Origin of the sequence: Mycobacterium sp. (assembly GCF_025965855.1) — a bacterium.
Classification (GTDB): Bacteria; Actinomycetota; Actinomycetes; order Mycobacteriales; family Mycobacteriaceae; genus Mycobacterium.
The window spans coordinates 26072-42865 of sequence record NZ_JAOPWB010000039.1 but is presented as its reverse complement, the minus strand read 5'-3'; the positions used below and the strand labels follow the sequence as shown (position 1 = coordinate 42865).

Below are 16794 nucleotides of genomic sequence, written 5' to 3'. Positions count from 1 at the left end.
ATGGACGTTGAGATCGTCGGCAAGTTCCTGTCGACCCTGCCCGAAGACGACGACCACCCCTACCGGACCGGCCCATGGCGGCCGCAGACGACGGAATGGGACGCCGACGACCTCACCGCCGTGGACGGTGAAATCCCCCGTGACCTGGACGGCGTCTACCTGCGCAACACCGAGAACCCGCTGCACCCGGCGCTGAAGACCTACCACCCGTTCGACGGCGACGGCATGCTGCACGCGGTCGGCTTCCGCGACGGAAAAGCCTTCTACCGCAACCGCTTTGTCCGCACGGATGGTTTCCGGGCGGAGAACGAGGCCGGCGAGCCGCTGTGGCCGGGTTTGGCCGAAGCAGTGCAACTGGCCAAACGGGAGGACGGCTGGGGCGCTCGTACCCGGATGAAGGACGCGTCGAGCACCGACGTGATCGTGCACCGGGGAATCGCGCTGACCAGTTTCTACCAGTGCGGCGACCTGTACCGGGTCGACCCGTACTCGGCCGACACGATCGGCAAAGAGAGCTGGAACGGGCGCTTCCCCACCGACTGGGGTGTGTCGGCGCATTCCAAGGTCGACAACAAAACCGGCGAGCTCCTGTTCTTCAACTACAGCAAGCAAGCGCCGTACATGCGCTACGGCGTGGTCGACGAGAGCGACGAATTGGTTCACTACGTGGACATCCCGCTGCCGGGACCACGGCTGCCGCACGACATGGCGTTCACCGAAAACTACGTGATGCTGAACGATTTCCCGTTGTTCTGGGATCCGCGCCTGCTCGAGCACGACGTGCACCTGCCGCGCTTCTATCCCGACATTCCGTCGCGCTTCGCCGTGCTCCCACGCCGGGGCTCCACCGGCGACATCCGATGGTTCGAGGCGGACCCGACCTTCGTGCTGCACTTCGTCAACGCCTACGAGGACGGTGACGAGATCGTCCTCGACGGCTTCTTCGAAGACGATCCCCAACCGCTTGACACCGGGGGAACCAAGTGGGACAAGCTCTTTCGATTCCTGGCGCTGGATCGCCTGCAGGCCCGGCTGCACCGGTGGCGGTTCAACCTGGTCACCGGCGCGGTGAAGGAAGAGCAACTCTCGGAATCGATCACCGAGTTCGGGACGATCAACTCCGGCTACGCCGCGAGCGGCTACCGGTACACCTACGCCGCGACCGGCAAACCGGGCTGGTTCCTGTTCGACGGCCTGGTCAAACACGACGTGCTCACCGGGAATCAGGAGGGCATCTCCTTCGGCGACGGTGTCTACGGAAGCGAGGCCGCGATGGCGCCGCGGGTCGCTTCGACCGGTGAGGATGACGGCTACCTGGTCACCCTGACCACCGATATGAACGCCGACGCCTCCTACTGCGTGGTGTTCGACGCCGCCCGGATCGGTGACGGCCCGGTGTGCAAACTCCAATTGCCGGAACGCATTTCCAGCGGCACGCATTCGACGTGGGCACCCGGCGATCAGCTGCGGCGCTGGCACACCGCGGAGTCGGCGGCAAGCGGGGTCGGGCTGTGACGATCTGGACCGGACCCAGCCATCGGGCAACGCACTGGCCCCCGCACTTGGCCCCGGTTGGCGCCATCCGCTTTGCTCGACGCTCGTCGAACTTCGAAGAGACAGTGCGGTTTTACCGCGAGCTGGTGGGGCTGCCGCTCTTCGAAACGTTTGAGGCCAGCTACGGCAGCAACGGCGCCATCTTCGGCCTCCCAAGCTGGAACCTGACGCTGGAAATCGTCGAGTCGGTTGAGCCCGTCGCAGTTGATCCCCACGAACAGCTGTGCCTGTACTTCCCCGGCCGGGAGGCTCAGCAGGCCGCCATCGCGCGCCTTGAGGCGGCGGGCCGGGCGCCGGTGCAGCAGCACCCGTATTGGGAGGCAAACGGCGCGGTCACCTATCGCGACCCGGACGGACGCGAAGTCGTGTTCGCGCCCTTCGTGTTCGGCGTCAACGAGCCCGAGGGCAGTGCCAAGTCGGGCAAGCACGAGTTCCCGCCGGGGTGAAACCCTCAGCGGCCCGATCGTCCGGAAGCCAACGCCGCGATCACCGCCATGAGGGAGCACGCCAGAGCGAAGGCCGCGCCGACGGCACCGACGTAGAGCCCGTATTCGGCCGACACCGGCGGGTTGACGTTGAGCTTGTAGTACCACACCGTGAGCCCCACGATGAGCAGCGAAATGACCAGCGCGGCAATCGAAGCGATCTTCACCGACAGGCCACGGCCCACCATCGCCCCGGCCACCAGCAGCGTCGAGGCGAGCAACACGATGAGCTGTCCCGCACCAAAGCCCCTCGGCAGTACCAAGTTGCCGTGGGTCCCGCCGATGGCGTTGGCCCAACCCCCACCGTTGACGGCCGTCGTCAGCCACGGCATCCAGGCGCTGGCCGAGATGAGCAGTGCGAAGAACGCCACCAGCCAACCAGGGCGCAGGCGGCGAGTCATGGTTGGGAGATTAGCTGACTCTCCCCTGCGCCGGTGTGACCAACGCCCGGCCTCGCTAGCTCTGAAGCGACGACAGGTTGAAGATGACGCCCGTCGGGTCGGTGGCCGCGGCCAACCGGCCGTAGGGAGTGTCCTCGGCCGCCTGCACCACGGCGCCGCCGTTGTCGGCGATCACGCGCAGCGTCTTGTCGACATCCTCGGCGCCGAAGAAAATCGTCCAATTCGACGGGACGCCCTCGGGCAGGCAGCTGGAGCCGTCCATCACGCCGAGCAACTGTTGGTCGCCGAACCACGCTGTGGTGTAGCGGAATTCGTCCGTGTCGGAAACCTGCTCGGTGCGCCACCCGAACACCTCGCGGTAGAAGTCGACCGCGGCGGGGAAGTCGCGCGTGGTCAGCTGATGCCACACCGGGGAGCCGGCCTCCCCGATCACCTCGAAGCCCCGGTGCTCCAACGGCTGCCATAGCCCGAAGAACGCATTCGACGGGTCGGTCGCCAGGCCCATGTAGCCCTTGCCGGGCACCTCCATCGGCCCCATGCAGGCCGCGCCGCCCGCCGCGGTCACCGCCGACATGGTCGCGTTGATGTCGGCGGTGTGGAAGTAGGTGGCCCAGTTGTCCGGTGATCCAAACTCGGGCCGGTTGGCCATCAGGCCGGCGACGCGGTGGCCGTCCTTGGTGGCGTTGATGTATCCGCCGTATTCGGGTCCGGCGGACTCGAAAGTCCAGCCGAATACCGTGCCGTAGAAGTCCTGGGCGCGGTCGACGTCCGACGTCGTCAAATCGATCCAGCAGGGAGCGCCCAGCGGCGCGCCGTCACGGATGGGCACGATGGCCCCCCTTCTTGTGTGTCGTGCGGTCCTGGCCCCGTATCGGGGTTCACACATATCGACTGGCGCCGACCCGAAAAGTCATCGCCGGGGTGATCAGCGACGGACGCCGCCGTCTCCGTTCGTGCCGGGGTCGGGGGCGGTGAAGACCCTGACGAAGTTCTGCAGCGATTGTTTGATGTCGCTTCGCAGCGCGGCGGCAACGATCATGCCGATCGGCCCGAACAGCGCCGGGCCACCGAGGTGCACGTCGAAACCGACGGTGGAACCCTCGTCCGCGGGCCGCACCTTGGCCATCAGCTTCACCTTGACGCCGCCGACGCCATCGCCGTTGAGCGTCATGCCCTCCGGTGGCTTGTAGCGCACGACCGTCCACCTGATCCGGTTGTACATACCCTTGACCTCGACGATCGACTCGACGACCGTTCCCTTTTCGATGTCGTCGGGCAACGTGCTGCGCCATACCCGGTGGATGGTCAGCCAATCCTTGTACCGCGACAGGTCGGAGGCGTGCTTCCAGGCCACCTCGGGGGGCAGCGGTACGTCGATCGATCCGGAGAGTTTCGCCATGCGCCTAGTTCTGCTGGTCGTCTTCGACCCCAGCGGCGGCGGAATCAGCCGCCTTCTTGGCCTCCTCCTGCACCTTGTGGATGGTGTCGGAGTACTTGCCCTGCGTCTTGTCGTCGACGAATTCGCCGGCCTTGTCTATCGCCATCTCGACCTTGTCGGCGTTCTGCGACAACAGGTCCTTCGCCTTATCCAGGAATCGCATCTTCGCCCCTTCCCCGAGGATCCCCCGGAATCCTACTTGGCGGCCGTCGCCGGCTCCCGCCACAACCTCGGCTGCACGCCCAGCATCCTGGCCCGGATCCACCACATCGCCTCGATCGCGGCGGCGCCCACCACGCCGATCCCCAGCGCGGCCGACGTCACCACCGGGTTCGACGGGTCGAGCAGGAATTTCTCCTGCGCAAGCGGGATGCTGAAGATCACCACATAGGCCAGGCCGGAGAAAACCACCAGCGCCACCCGCCACCATTGGTAGGGCCGCGCGGCCACCGCGAGCACCCACAGCGCGGTCACCAGCAACGTGATCAGCGCCGCCGTCGACGCCTGGTCCTGCTGCCGGAACGTGGCGTGACGCCCGTGGTAGGCCACCAGGTAGGAGGCGAACGTCGCCACACCGACGACAAGTCCGGACGGCAGCGCCGACGACAACACCCGGCGCACGAAGCCCGGGTAAGCGCGTTCGTTGTTGGGTGCAGCGACAGGATGAACGACGGAATCCCGATGGTGAACCACGCCGCGATGGTGACGTGGATCGGCTGGAACGGGTACACCAGCGGGTCGGCCTTGAGGGGCTTGGAGAGCAGGCATTCAATGCCCACAAACAGCGCAAGCAGCACCGAGTACACCGTCTTGGTCAAAAACAGGCTGGCGACCCGCTCGATGTTGCCAATCACCCGCCGGCCCTCGCCCACGACATACGGCAGCGTGGCAAACCTATTGTCCAGCAAGACAATCTGCGCCACCGCGCGCGACGCCGGACTGCCGGCGCCCATCGCGACGCCGATGTCGGCGTCCTTGAGTGCCAGCACGTCGTTGACGCCGTCACCGGTCATGGCAACGCTGTGACCGTGTGATTGCAGCGCATGCACGATCGCACTCTTTTGGTCGGGCCGCACCCGCCCGAAGGTGGTGTAGCCGTCCAGCGTGTCGGCCAATTCGGCCGGGTCCGTGGGCAGTTGACGCGCATCCATCGTGTCGCCGCGCAGCCCGAGCTTGCCGGCGACGGCACCGACCGACACCGCGTTGTCGCCCGAGATTACCTTGACCGAGACACCCTGGGCCGCGAAGTAATCCAGCGTCTCGCGGGCATCGGGCCGCACCTTCTGCTCGAGCACCACCAACGCGATTGGGGTGACCCGGCCCGGCGCGTCGGGGTGATCAACGGCCACCTCCCCGCGACCCAACAGCAGCACCCGCAACCCTTGGGCCCCGATCCCCTCCGCCCGCTCGGCGGCCTCCGAAGCCGGATCCAGCAGCACGTCGGGCGCGCCGATAACCCAGTCGCCGTGATCGCCGAAGGTCACGCCGCTCCACTTGGTGGCCGATTTGAAAGGCGCAGTCGCGGTTGGGGTCCACCCCGGTGGCCGGTCATAGGTTTCCGCGATCGCCCGCATGCTCGCGTTGGGGCGCTCGTCGGCCGCGGCCAGCGAGGCCAGCGCGTCGGCGACCGGTTCGGATCGCGCGGCCACCGCCCCAACCTCGACGACCTCGGCAACCCGCATACCGCTTTCGGTCAGGGTGCCGGTCTTGTCGGCGCAAACCACGTCGACCCGCGCCAGTCCCTCGATGGCGGGGAGTTCCTGCACCAGGCATTGGCGCTGACCGAGCCGGATGACCCCGACCGCGAACGCGACCGACGTCAGCAGGACGAGGCCTTCGGGCACCATCGGAACCAGCGCGCCCACCGTCCGCAGCACCGACTGCCGCCAGCCGGCGTGCGTGGTGAAGAACTGGGTGTAGATCGTCAGCAGACCGGCCGGCACCATCAGGTAGGTGACGAACTGCAAGATCCGGTTAACCCCATTGCGCAGTTCGGATTTCACCAGGCTGAACTTGCTTGCCTCCTCGGCGAGCTGGGCGGCGTAGGCCTGCGGGCCCACCTTGGTCGCGCGATAGGCACCGATGCCGCTGACGACGAAGCTGCCGGACATCACCGCGTCGCCCGGGGCCTTGGTGATCGGGTCCGCCTCGCCGGTCAGCAGCGATTCATCGATCTCGAGGTTCTCCTCCTCCACGACCTCACCGTCGACGACGACCTGATCCCCCGGGCCGAGCTCGATGATGTCGTCGAGCACGACCTCGCTCGGCATCAGCGTTGTGGTCCCGGATTGCCGGCGCACCAACGGTTTCGCCTGCCCGACGATCGCAAGCTTGTCCAGCGTCTGCTTGGCCCGGATCTCCTGCACCATGCCGATGACGCTGTTGGCGATGATCAGCAGGCCGAACAGCCCGTTGATCAGCGAGCCCGTCGCCAGCACGATCATCAGCAGGACGCCAAGGATCGCATTGATCCGGGTGAAGACGTTGGCCCGGACGATGGCCGCGATGCTGCGGGTTGCGCGTTGCGGAACGGCGTTGCTCTTGCCCTCGGCTACCCGCTGTGCCACCTCGGCATCGGTGAGGCCCACGCTCATCGGGTGAAGGTTCCCAGCTTGTCGGAGTCGAAGTACTCCAGGTTGAGCGTGTTGCCTGAGAAGACGGCCTTGGAAATGGTTCCGGGCGGGGCGTTTTCGTCCGTCACGGTGAAGGTGAACGTGTCACCGTCCCAGTGCGTCAGCGGGAACGTCTGATTTTGCGGCCCCAGCGACAGCTGCAGGGCGCCGTCGCGTTCGCTCACGACGGCCGGGCCCCAGTAGTCGCTGGTGTAGACCCCGGCGTAGTCGCTCAGCGGTCGCGCCGGAGCGGGGCTGGCCGGGGGCTGCTTGCCGAGCAGCGAACCCTCCGGATTGTTCATCCACCCGATCGCCTGCTTGTACAGCTCGGCCCAGTTTTCGCGAATCTGGCCGTACTGCACCAGATCCATGAATTCGGCGGTCAGCGTCTCCGGTACGCCGATGGGTGCGGCGTTGGTGAGGGCGATGATGCCCACGTCCTCGGACGGCAGCACCACGAAGTTTGTCGCTTCCCCCAGCGAGAAGGCGCCGGAATGGCTGTACTGGGTGCGCCCCGACGAGGTCACCGACACGTTGAAACCGTAGCCGTAGAAGCCGGAACGCGCCTTCGGCGTCTTCGCCGGGACCGAGATGACCTGCGCGGTGGTGGCGGGCAGCAGCGCTTCCGGCGCCGCGATGCGCTGGCCGTTGTAGGTTCCGTTGCCCAGCAACATGATCAGCCAGCGCGCCATGTCGTTGACCGACGAACTCACCCCGCCCGCGGCCGACTGCGGATCCGGATCGCGCTGGAAGCGCGGTTCCCATTTCTCGCCGACCTTGACGTGGTTGACGGCATGGTCGGGCCTCGCGACGAAGTCGGCGAAGCGCGAACTCGTGGCCGTCATTCCCAGCGGGCGGTAGAGCACGTCGTCGGACAGGTCCTCCCATGGCTTGCCCGCCGCGGTCGCGACCGCCTCGGCGGCGGCGGTCACTCCGAAGTTGGTGTACGCATAGCTGTTTCGGAAGGGCGCCAGCGGCAGGTACTTCAGGCGTTCGAGCACCTGCCGGCGGTCGTGGCCCAGGTCTTCCAGCTTGTCACCCGCGTGGTCGGGCAGCCCGGAACGATGCGAGTACAGGTCGGCGATCGTCACATGGCTGGTGACATAGGGGTCTTTCAGAGCGAACCACGGCAGCCTGGACACCACGGGCGTGTCCCAGGTGATGACGCCGCCGGTCACTTCATGTGCCACCACGGTGGCGCCGACCGATTTGGACACCGACGCCAACTGAAAGACGGTGTCGACGTCGACCTTGTTGTCCTGCGCGTCGCCTTTGCTTGCGTTTCTGACCCCGAAGCCCCTGGCGTATATGGTCTTTCCGCCGTGCACTATGGCCACGGCCATCCCGGGGATGCCGGTGCTCTTCATCAGGTCGCCGACCAGGCTGTCGACCTTCGCTACGGCCTCGTCGACGCGGCCGGCCGGGATCGCCAGGCCCGACACCTCATCGGGCGGCGCGTCGGACCGCGCGGGCGGTGGGCTAGATGCCGGCTGGGCGGGCTCACATCCAGTCAACGCGAGCAACGCCACCACCGCGGCCGATGCCGCGCGTTTCGCCATGGCCGCACACTTTAGCGTGACAACAATGTCCGCCGGACGACAATCGATTTAACATCCCGGATCCCCCGCGGACACGACGCAGCGCCACATTTATCCCAAGAGCGCGCAACGAAAGGGCTTCGACACGGATGATTTAGACATCGACAATCCCTACTGGCAGGCCGTTAGGGATTGCATCGAGGCCGACAGTTTCCAGGGCAACCCGGTTGTCGGTGAGTTCCGTTTGGACCGAAGCGTAGAAGAAAGCATGGCGCGCACGCCGAACCGGCAGCTGCTCGTCAGGAAGTACTGCTGGACCATTCCGGACCCCGATACCGTGGCCTTCGTTGCCGGGCACGCTCGCGGCGCCCTGGTCGATCCGATCGCCGGCACGGGCTATTGGGGCTACCTGCTCGCGCAGCTGGGCGTCGACGTCGTCTGCTACGACCTGAACCCTGGCGCGGAGCTGGCTACGAATGGCTGGCACGGCAACGACCTGCACGTCGGGGCCCGCGCGAAGGACTGCGCCGAAGGCGTGGCGCTGCACCCCGGCCGGACGCTGTTCCTCTCGTGGCCACCCCATGGCCAGGATGTCGGCGCGCGCATCTTGATGGCCTACAAGGGGAATCGCGTCATCTACGTCGGCGACGCCCACGGCGGCGCCACCGGCGACGATCAGATGCACCGGATACTCGATACCACTGGACCGAAGTTGATGCCCGTCAGCCGGTTCAATGGTGGGGCCAACACGATCGGGTGACGGTATATCAGCGCGGCCAGCCCGACGGCTAGCGGGTCAGAGCCGCCACCACGGGTTGAACCTCCGGGGCGTGGCGGGATCGATGCGCTGGCCGGGCACCGGCACCGCCACATCGACGCGGGCGGGAGTCGCCGCCGCCAGTAGGCGCTCGACGGGCTCGGCCCACGGGTGGGGGGCCAGCCGGAAGGTCCCCCAGTGGATGGGTACCAGCAGTCCCGATCCCGAGTCGGTGACGTCCAGATGCGCGCGAACCGCCTCCTCGGGGTTCATGTGGATGTCCGGCCATGCGGTGTTGTAGGCGCCGATGGGCAGCAGGGTCAGGTCGAACGGACCATGGTCGGCCCCGATCTGCGTGAAGCTCTTGGTGTAGCCGGTGTCGCCGCCGAAATAGGCCCGATGACTCGGACCAATGAACGCCCACGACGCCCACAGCGTCGTATTCCGATCCATAAACCGGCCCGAAAAGTGCCGCGCCGGCATGCAAATCACGGTGAGCTCGTCGAGCTTGGCGCCCTGATGCCAGTCGAGTTCGACGATGCGGTGCTCGGGAACTCCCCACGCGCGCAGGTGAGCGCCGACCCCGAGCGGCACGAAGAACGGGGCCCGCTGAGTGTGCGCCAGCGCCATGACGGTGTCGATGTCTAGGTGGTCGTAGTGGTCGTGGCTGATCACCACCGCGTCGACGGCGGGCAGACCGTCCAGTTGCACCGGCGGCGGATGCAGCCGCTGGGGTCCGACGGTGTCCGACGGCGAGCATCGATTGCTCCAGACGGGATCGGTGAGCACGCGGTAGCCGTCGATTTCCAGCAGCGCCGTCGAGTGACCGAACCAGCTGACGGCCAGCAGGGCCGGGTCACCGTCGAAGATTTCCGGCGCGGCCAACGGGATCGGTGCCCTCGGGCGGCTGCCGCCGCGGTTACCCAGGAGCTCCCACACGATGAGCCGCAGTTCCTCGCGATCCATCTTGTAGATCGACGCGGGGTCGAGGTTGACGAATACGCCGTCGGAAAAGTTGGGTGAGCCCTCCGCCACCGCGCGGATCGACGCGGGCGACGCACCGAGGGCGGCCGGGGCGCCGTGCAGCGCACGCAACAACCAACTGCCGACCGCCAGCGAGGCCGTGCCAGCTGCCAGTCGTAGCGTCCCCCGCGGCATGAGTGTCAGGCTCCCTGGAACTTCGGTGGCCGCTTCTCGATGCGCGCAACCTGCGCTTCGACGACGTCCTGGCTGGACCAGGCTCTGTCGAAGAGCTCCTTGTGTTCCGGCCAGGCCTCTTCGAAGGAGCCGTCGTCGTTGAGCACCCGCTTGGCGTGCTGTATTGCCAGCGGCGCCAGGCCCGTGACTTCGGCGGCCCAGGCCTGCGCGTCGGCCAGCGTCCCGATGCGGTTGACCATTCCGGTCTGCAGCGCCACCTCGGCGGTGAGCTTCTCCGCGGTCAGTAGCATCGCGCGGGCCCGTCCGTGACCGACCAACGAAGACAGCCGGCGGATGCTCCAGTTGTCAAGGGCCAGGCCGTATTTCGACGTCGGAAACTGAAAGAACGCGTCCGCTGCTGCGACCCGCAGATCGCATTGCATGGCCAGCTGCAGGCCGGCGCCGATGGCGGGGCCGTTGATCGCCCCGATCACCGGTATCGGGGCCGCGTCCATGACCTTGTGCAGCTCGATGAGCCGGTCGGGATAGTCGGCGGCGAAGGCGTCCCCGCTCAGATCCGCGCCGGCGCAGAACACGGTGCCCTGGCCGGTCACCACGATTGCGCGGGTAGACCCGTCGTCGCCGGCCTTCTGGATGGCCTCCCGCAGCTCGTCGACAAGCTGGGAATTCAGGGCATTGCGGCGCTCGGGACGCTGCAGCTCGATGGTCATAACGGCTTCGGTCTGGGTCACGCCGATCATTCATCCAGCCTATATAGCCTTGCTCGGTGACTCGTATCACGACCGAACAACTGCGGGATGCCGTCCTCGACCAGGGCTCCTTCGTCAGCTGGGACAGCGATCCGATGGCCGTACCGGTGTCCGAGTCCTATGCGCGCGAGCTTGCCGACGCCCGGGCCGCCACCGGCCGCGACGAAGCGGTGCTGACCGGCGAGGGGCGCATCTTCGGGCGCCGCGTCGCGGTGGTGGTGTGCGAGTTCGACTTCCTCGGCGGCTCGATCGGCGTGGCCGCGGCCGAACGAATCACCGCCGCCGTGGAACGGGCCACCGCCGAGCGGCTGCCCCTGCTGGCCTCACCGAGTTCGGGCGGCACCCGCATGCAGGAGGGCACGGTCGCGTTTCTGCAGATGGTGAAGATCGCCGCGGCCGTCACGCTCCACAAGCGTGCGCACCTGCCCTACCTGGTCTACTTGCGCCACCCGACCACCGGCGGGGTGTTCGCTTCGTGGGGCTCGCTGGGCCACATCACCGTCGCCGAGCCGGGCGCCCTGATCGGCTTCCTCGGGCCTCGCGTGTACCAGCTGCTCTACGGCGAACCGTTCCCGGCCGGCATCCAAACCGCGGAGAACTTGCAGCGGCACGGGGTGATCGACGGCGTGGTGGCGCTCGACGAGCTGCGCCGGACGCTGGATCGCGCGCTGAGGGTGATCGCCGATCCCCCAGACCCGCTGCCCGCGCCGGAGCCGCCCGAACCGACGCCCGACGTGCCGGCGTGGGACTCAGTCGTGGCGTCGCGACGGCCGGACCGGCCCGGTGTCGGTCATCTGCTGCGGCACGGCGCCACCGACTGCGTGCTGCTGTCCGGTACCGGCCGTGGGGAGGCGGCGACCACGCTGTTGGCGCTGGCCCGCTTCAACGGCCAGCCCGCGGTGGTCCTCGGCCAGCAGCGAGATGCCGGGGGGTCCGTCGGGCCGGCATCGCTGCGCGAGGCCCGGCGCGGCATGGCGCTGGCCGCCGAGCTGCGGTTGCCGTTGGTGTTGCTCATCGACGCCGCCGGCCCTGCGCTGTCGGCCGAGGCCGAGGAGGGCGGGCTGGCCGGCCAGATCGCCCAGTGCCTGGCCGAGCTCGTCACGCTGGAGACGCCGACGGTGTCGGTGCTCTTGGGCCAGGGCAGCGGCGGACCGGCGCTGGCGATGGTTCCCGCCGACCGGGTGCTGGCCGCGCTGCACGGCTGGCTGGCGCCGCTGCCGCCGGAGGGCGCGAGCGCGATTGTCTTCCGCGACACCGCCCACGCCCCCGAACTCGCTGGTGCCCAAGGCATTCGGTCGGCCGATCTGCTCGCGTCCGGGATCATCGACGCCATCGTGCCCGAGCACGCCGACGCCGCCAACGAGCCGGCCGAGTTTTCTCAGCGACTGTCGCGCGCCATAGCGGCCGAGGTACACGCGCTGCGCGAAATACCCCCCGCCGAGCGGCTGGCCGCTCGCTTGCGGCGATACCGGCGCATCGGCCTGCCCTGAATCCCTTTGCCCCCTCGACACTTAAACCGCACACACGACACGCCGCGGAACATCGCAATGGTTTATGTCTCGGCGGCGGCGTCGTCGGGCAGCCCGAGATAGCGCTGGATCGTCGGTCCCAGCCAATGGACGATCTCGTCTTGGGTCATCGCGACGACCGGCGGTAGCCGTAACACGAAGCGGCACAACGCCATACCCAAGATCTGGGTAGCGATCAGGCCCGCGCGCAATCCGGATTCCCCGGCCGGCACCAGCGTGGCGACCAGCGGCTGTAGTTGGGCCCCGAAAATTTCGTGCATCCGTTGCGCGGCTTCGCCGTTGGTGGCGCTGGACCGCAACAGGATGACCAGCGCCTCGTCGCCCTCCCAGCGTTCGAGAAAGTGCCGAACCACCGACCTCCCGACTTTCGTGCGGTCACTCGCCGCAAATTCGGGAAACCTCAGGTCGAAGTCCGCCACCGCGGCGAACAGCTTGTCCTTGCTGCCGTAGTACCGCATCACCATCGCGGGGTCCACCCCGGCGTCTGCGGCGATGGCCCGGATCGTGGCCGCCTGGAAACCGGACGCGCCGAACCGGTCGCGAGCGGCCGCCAGGATCGCGGCTTTGGTCTGCTCCGAAGATCTCCTCATGTCAACAATTGTAGGCCAACAACTGTTGACATGAGGCGTTCGGCGCGCCAGCATGAAGCTATGCCAACAAGCGTTGACTAAAATCGAGAGAGGAGCCAACCATGAACGACACCGACGTCCTGGTAGTGGGCGCCGGCCCCACCGGCCTCGCACTAGCTGCTTCCCTGATCGCCCGCGGGGTTCGCGCGGTACTGGTGGACGCCTTGGCGGAGGGCCAGAACACCACCCGTGCGGCCGTGGTGAACGCCCGCACGCTGCAGGTGCTCGAAGACCTCGACGTGGCCCAGCGGATGGTCAAGGCGGGGCTGATCGCGCCGCGATTCACCATGCGAGAGGGCCGACAGGTACTCATCGCCATCGCCTTCAGCGACCTGCCGACGAAGTATCCGTACAGCTTGATGCTCTCCCAAGCCGACACCGAACGGCTGCTGCTGGAGCGACTGCACGAACTGGGCGGTGCCGTGCTCAGGCCCAAGACGCTCAGCCGCCTCGCCCAGGACGCCGACGGCGTCACGGCCACCTTCGACGATGGCGAGACCATCCGGGCCCGCTATGTCGTCGGGGCCGACGGCATGCACAGCACGGTCCGTGAGCAGGCCGGAATCGGCTTTGCCGGAAGCGAGTTCGCCGAATCCTTCGCGCTCGCCGACGTCAGGCTTGCCGGTGCCGCACCCCGCGACGAGGTGATCCTGTTCTACGCCCCGGAAGGCCTGACCGTGGTGGCGCCGCTGCCCGGGGACATCTTCCGCATCGTCGCACCGGCCGCGAACGCACCGAAGGTGCCGTCGGCGGAATTCGTGCAGGCGCTGCTGGACAGCCGCGGGTTCGGACCCGGCGAGATGGCGGTTACCGAGCTGCTGTGGGCAACACGGTTCCGTATCCACCACCGCGTCGCCGACCGCTACCGGGCGGGCCGGCTGCTGCTGGCCGGTGACGCCGCCCACGTGCACAGCCCCGCCGGCGGACAGGGCATGAATCTTGGTATCACCGATGCGATCTCACTGGCCGGCGCGCTCACCGAAGTTCTGCACGGTGGCCCCGACACCGCGTTGGACGCCTACGCCACCGCCCAGCGCCGCTGGGCCGAGCAGGTGCTGAAACTGACCGGACGGCTGACCCGGATGGCGACCCTGCCGCGCCCGGTACGCCCGGTCCGCAACTCCGCGGTGCGCCTGGCCGCGCGCGTTCCTGCCGTGCGACGGCAGCTGGCGGTCCAGCTCAGCGGCCTGGACCGCCGGTGAGCAGACGCAAAACGCCCTAACCGGGACCGATTTAGGGGGCTTTTGCGTCTGCTGGCGCCCAAGTCGCGCCTCCCACCGCCACAGGCAAGAATCCGGCAAAATGGGCGGCATGGACACTGGTGGGACCTCGCCTCGAGTATTGGTCGTTGACGACGACGCCGACGTACTCGCCTCGCTGGAACGTGGCCTGCGCCTGTCCGGATTCGAGGTGTCGACGGCGGTCGACGGCGCCGAGGCCCTGCGCAGCGCCACCGAGACGCGCCCGGACGCGATCGTGCTCGACATCAACATGCCCGTGCTGGACGGCGTCAGCGTCGTCACGGCGCTGCGAGCCATGGACAACGACGTGCCGGTCTGTGTGCTCAGCGCCCGCAGCTCGGTCGACGACCGGGTGGCGGGGCTGGAGGCCGGCGCCGACGATTACCTGGTCAAGCCGTTCGTGCTGGCCGAGCTGGTCGCGCGGGTGAAGGCGCTGCTGCGCCGCCGCGGCTCCACCGCGACCTCTTCCTCCGAAACCATCACGGTCGGGCCGCTGGAGGTGGACATCCCCGGCCGGCGTGCTCGGGTCAACGGCGTCGACGTCGACCTGACCAAGCGGGAGTTCGACCTGCTCGCGGTGCTGGCCGAGCACAAGACCGCGGTGCTGTCCCGCGCGCAGCTGCTGGAGCTGGTATGGGGCTACGACTTCGCCGCCGACACCAACGTCGTCGACGTGTTCATCGGGTACCTGCGTCGCAAGCTGGAGGCCAACGGCGGTCCCCGGCTGCTGCACACCGTCCGCGGAGTCGGGTTCGTGCTGCGAATGCAGTAGCCATGCAGTGAACAGATGACTCAGCCATGAACATCCTGTCCCGAATTTTCGCCCGTACGCCCTCGCTGCGGACCCGGGTAGTGCTCGCGACGGCCATCGGCGCCGCGATTCCGGTGCTCATCGTCGGCACCGTCGTCTGGGTTGGGATCACCAATGACCGCAAGGAGCGGCTGGACCGCCGGCTCGACGAGGCCGCGGGTTTCGCGATCCCCTTCCTGCCGCGCGGTCCCGACGAAATCCCGCGTTCGCCCAACGACCGTGACGTGATCATGACGATCCGCCGCGGCGACCTGGTCAAGTCGAATTCCGACGTCACGCTGCCGAAGCTGGACGTCGACTACGCCGACACCTATGTCCGGGGCGTGCGCTACCGGGTGCGAACAGTGGAGATTCCGGGGCCGGTGCCGACGTCACTGGCCGTGGGCGCGACGTATGACGCCACCATCGCCGAGACCAACAACCTTCATCGCCGGGTTATGCTGATCTGCGGGTTCGCCATCGGCGCGGCGGCGGTGTTCGCGTGGCTGCTGGCCGCGTTCGCGGTGCGCCCGTTCAAACAGCTCGCTCAGCAGACCCAATTGATCGACGCGGGAGACGAGGCGCCGCGGGTCGAAGTGCACGGCGCCAGCGAAGCCGTCGAGATCGCCGAGGCGATGCGCGGGATGCTGCAGCGCATCTGGGACGAGCAGATCCGGACCAAGGAGGCGCTCGCCTCGGCTCGCGACTTCGCGACGGTGTCCTCCCACGAGCTGCGCACCCCGCTGACGGCGATGCGCACCAACCTCGAGGTGCTGTCCACCCTGGATCTGCCCGACGACCAACGCAAGGAAGTGCTCAGCGACGTCATCCGCACCCAGTGGCGGATCGAGGCCACCCTGAGCGCGCTGGAGCGGCTGGCCCAGGGCGAACTGTCGACGTCGGACGATCACGTGCCGGTCGACATCACCGAGTTGCTCGACCGCGCGGCGCATGACGCCATGCGGGTCTACCCCGAGCTCGATGTCTCGCTAGTGCCCTCGCCGACCTGCATCATCGTGGGATTGCCGGCCGGGTTGCGCCTCGCGGTCGACAACGCGATCGCCAACGCGGTCAAACACGGCGGCGCCACCCGGGTCCAGCTGTCGGCGGTCAGCTCGCGAGCCGGGGTAGAAATCGCCGTCGACGACAACGGCAGCGGGGTTCCGGAGGCCGAGCGCCAGGTGGTGTTCGAGCGGTTCTCCCGTGGGTCGACGGCCTCGCATTCGGGGTCGGGCCTGGGCTTGGCGTTGGTGGCCCAGCAGGCCCACCTGCACCGCGGAACGGCCTCGCTGGAAGACAGCCCGCTGGGCGGCGCGCGGCTACTGCTGCGTATCCCCGCCCCCACCTAAATTCTTGGCGCCCAACGTCGAGAATTCTTGGCGCCCAACGTCGAGTCGTTGCGCGAAATCACGCCGTTCGGCGCAACAACTCGACGTTCGGCTGCGGGTTACTTCCTCGAACTCTTGCGCCACGGTGTGAAACACGCCCGCACGGCGGATGCCTCGTCCTTGAACCACACCTGCGCGACGGTCGGGTCGTAGGTCGGATCGTCGGGGGTGTAGAAGAGCCGGGTATCCGAGCGGCCCTTCACCAGCCATCCCGCCGGGCCGCCGCCATCCGGGGTGGCGCGAGCGGAGCCCGGGCCGTAGGGCTCATATGGCAAGACGGGGATGTTCTTGGTGGGTGACTCTTGCGCGCCCGGCATCTTCTTCATCGGCGACTGCTTGGCGGCCGGGGCCTTCTTCGCCGGCCGTGCCTTGGCACCGGGAGACCTCTTGCCCGGCGGAACCTTTCGCGGCGGCAACTTTTTTCCGCCCGGAATCTGTTTCGTTGGTGACCCCTTAGCGGCCGGGCGCGCCTTCTTCGGGGGGACCCTTTTCGCGGCCGGTTGCTTGGCCGTCGGCGACTCATTG

Annotated in this window: 15 protein-coding genes and 2 pseudogenes; 7 read left to right on the top strand and 10 right to left on the bottom strand. The window is 67.6% G+C overall.

Translation table 11 applies throughout. The annotated features are described in order from the left end of the window. Together JWP83_RS03110 and JWP83_RS03105 are read left to right on the top strand one after the other, a co-directional pair. The gene (locus tag JWP83_RS03110; protein ID WP_297725697.1) at positions 1 to 1515 is read left to right on the top strand and encodes a carotenoid oxygenase family protein; all 1515 of its coding nucleotides are present in this window, start codon (positions 1 to 3) and stop codon (positions 1513 to 1515) included. A gap of 2 nt (positions 1516 to 1517) precedes the next feature. Then, the gene (locus JWP83_RS03105) at positions 1518 to 2000 is read left to right on the top strand and encodes a VOC family protein (protein WP_297725694.1); all 483 of its coding nucleotides are present in this window, start codon (positions 1518 to 1520) and stop codon (positions 1998 to 2000) included. Between the two features lie 5 nt (positions 2001 to 2005). Here the strand turns inward: JWP83_RS03105 and JWP83_RS03100 are convergent, their stop codons facing one another. The 6 genes and pseudogenes from JWP83_RS03100 to JWP83_RS03075 form a co-directional block, all read right to left on the bottom strand. Then, positions 2006 to 2440 (bottom strand): hypothetical protein, encoded by a 435-nt coding sequence (locus JWP83_RS03100; RefSeq protein ID WP_297725672.1) that lies wholly within the window; start codon positions 2438 to 2440, stop codon positions 2006 to 2008. A 55-nt stretch (positions 2441 to 2495) separates the two neighbouring features. Continuing rightward, positions 2496 to 3269: a VOC family protein gene (locus JWP83_RS03095; protein ID WP_297725670.1), complete on the bottom strand. Its 774-nt coding sequence runs from the start codon at positions 3267 to 3269 to the stop codon at positions 2496 to 2498. Positions 3270 to 3365: 96 nt separating this feature from the next. After that, a complete protein-coding gene (locus JWP83_RS03090; protein ID WP_297725668.1) occupies positions 3366 to 3839 on the bottom strand; it encodes an SRPBCC family protein in 474 nt (157 codons plus the stop codon). 4 nt (positions 3840 to 3843) lie between these two features. Then, on the bottom strand, positions 3844 to 4041 hold the full coding sequence (locus JWP83_RS03085; RefSeq protein WP_297725666.1) for an antitoxin: 198 nt from the start codon (positions 4039 to 4041) through the stop codon (positions 3844 to 3846). 32 nt (positions 4042 to 4073) lie between these two features. Then, positions 4074 to 6472 (bottom strand): annotated as a pseudogene (locus JWP83_RS03080) (cation-translocating P-type ATPase). Next, positions 6469 to 8049, bottom strand: coding sequence for a serine hydrolase (locus JWP83_RS03075; protein ID WP_297725664.1), 1581 nt, complete (start codon positions 8047 to 8049; stop codon positions 6469 to 6471). Before JWP83_RS03075 ends, JWP83_RS03080 begins: the two are co-directional and overlap by 4 nt. A gap of 247 nt (positions 8050 to 8296) precedes the next feature. Between JWP83_RS03075 and JWP83_RS03070 the strand changes: the two genes are divergently transcribed. Next, entirely contained in the window at positions 8297 to 8788 is a 492-nt protein-coding gene (locus JWP83_RS03070) for a hypothetical protein (RefSeq protein WP_297725662.1), read from the top strand. A gap of 36 nt (positions 8789 to 8824) precedes the next feature. On the opposite strand, the gene JWP83_RS03065 is transcribed toward JWP83_RS03070, so the two are convergent. Beyond that, a complete protein-coding gene (locus JWP83_RS03065) occupies positions 8825 to 9943 on the bottom strand; it encodes an MBL fold metallo-hydrolase (protein WP_297725660.1) in 1119 nt (372 codons plus the stop codon). Between the two features lie 5 nt (positions 9944 to 9948). Next, the gene (locus tag JWP83_RS03060; protein ID WP_297725658.1) at positions 9949 to 10683 is read right to left on the bottom strand and encodes an enoyl-CoA hydratase; all 735 of its coding nucleotides are present in this window, start codon (positions 10681 to 10683) and stop codon (positions 9949 to 9951) included. 26 nt (positions 10684 to 10709) lie between these two features. On the opposite strand from JWP83_RS03060, the gene JWP83_RS03055 reads away from it, so the two are divergent. Continuing rightward, complete coding sequence (locus JWP83_RS03055) at positions 10710 to 12182, top strand: carboxyl transferase domain-containing protein (RefSeq protein WP_297725656.1); 1473 nt, start codon at positions 10710 to 10712, stop codon at positions 12180 to 12182. Positions 12183 to 12244: 62 nt separating this feature from the next. Here JWP83_RS03055 and JWP83_RS03050 read toward each other — a convergent pair whose 3' ends face one another. Further along, on the bottom strand, positions 12245 to 12811 hold the full coding sequence (locus JWP83_RS03050) for a TetR/AcrR family transcriptional regulator (RefSeq protein WP_297725654.1): 567 nt from the start codon (positions 12809 to 12811) through the stop codon (positions 12245 to 12247). 101 nt (positions 12812 to 12912) lie between these two features. Between JWP83_RS03050 and JWP83_RS03045 the strand changes: the two genes are divergently transcribed. From JWP83_RS03045 to JWP83_RS03035, 3 genes are all read left to right on the top strand, one after another. Next, positions 12913 to 14052, top strand: a complete 1140-nt coding sequence (locus JWP83_RS03045) for an FAD-dependent monooxygenase (RefSeq protein ID WP_297725652.1) — start codon at positions 12913 to 12915, stop codon at positions 14050 to 14052. A gap of 100 nt (positions 14053 to 14152) precedes the next feature. After that, on the top strand, positions 14153 to 14863 hold the full coding sequence (gene prrA / locus JWP83_RS03040; protein ID WP_297725650.1) for a two-component system response regulator PrrA: 711 nt from the start codon (positions 14153 to 14155) through the stop codon (positions 14861 to 14863). Between the two features lie 26 nt (positions 14864 to 14889). Next, the gene (locus JWP83_RS03035) at positions 14890 to 16230 is read left to right on the top strand and encodes a HAMP domain-containing sensor histidine kinase (protein WP_297725648.1); all 1341 of its coding nucleotides are present in this window, start codon (positions 14890 to 14892) and stop codon (positions 16228 to 16230) included. Between the two features lie 98 nt (positions 16231 to 16328). Here the strand turns inward: JWP83_RS03035 and JWP83_RS31130 are convergent. After that, positions 16329 to 16658: pseudogene (locus JWP83_RS31130) on the bottom strand (hypothetical protein); the annotation flags it as partial. Positions 16659 to 16794 lie beyond the last annotated feature (136 nt).

What these genes read in the sequence shown, in the direction of transcription:
- JWP83_RS03045 (WP_297725652.1), top strand. Translation starts at nt 12,913, where the DNA reads ATGAACGACACCGACGTCCTGGTAGTGGGCGCCGGCCCCACCGGCCTC.
- JWP83_RS03065 (WP_297725660.1), bottom strand. Translation starts at nt 9,943, where the DNA reads ATGCCGCGGGGGACGCTACGACTGGCAGCTGGCACGGCCTCGCTGGCG.
- JWP83_RS03075 (WP_297725664.1), bottom strand. Translation starts at nt 8,049, where the DNA reads ATGGCGAAACGCGCGGCATCGGCCGCGGTGGTGGCGTTGCTCGCGTTG.
- JWP83_RS03035 (WP_297725648.1), top strand. Translation starts at nt 14,890, where the DNA reads ATGAACATCCTGTCCCGAATTTTCGCCCGTACGCCCTCGCTGCGGACC.
- JWP83_RS03050 (WP_297725654.1), bottom strand. Translation starts at nt 12,811, where the DNA reads ATGAGGAGATCTTCGGAGCAGACCAAAGCCGCGATCCTGGCGGCCGCT.
- prrA (WP_297725650.1), top strand. Translation starts at nt 14,153, where the DNA reads ATGGGCGGCATGGACACTGGTGGGACCTCGCCTCGAGTATTGGTCGTT.
- JWP83_RS03070 (WP_297725662.1), top strand. Translation starts at nt 8,297, where the DNA reads ATGGCGCGCACGCCGAACCGGCAGCTGCTCGTCAGGAAGTACTGCTGG.
- JWP83_RS03110 (WP_297725697.1), top strand. Translation starts at nt 1, where the DNA reads ATGGACGTTGAGATCGTCGGCAAGTTCCTGTCGACCCTGCCCGAAGAC.
- JWP83_RS03060 (WP_297725658.1), bottom strand. Translation starts at nt 10,683, where the DNA reads ATGATCGGCGTGACCCAGACCGAAGCCGTTATGACCATCGAGCTGCAG.
- JWP83_RS03100 (WP_297725672.1), bottom strand. Translation starts at nt 2,440, where the DNA reads ATGACTCGCCGCCTGCGCCCTGGTTGGCTGGTGGCGTTCTTCGCACTG.
- JWP83_RS03085 (WP_297725666.1), bottom strand. Translation starts at nt 4,041, where the DNA reads ATGCGATTCCTGGATAAGGCGAAGGACCTGTTGTCGCAGAACGCCGAC.
- JWP83_RS03090 (WP_297725668.1), bottom strand. Translation starts at nt 3,839, where the DNA reads ATGGCGAAACTCTCCGGATCGATCGACGTACCGCTGCCCCCCGAGGTG.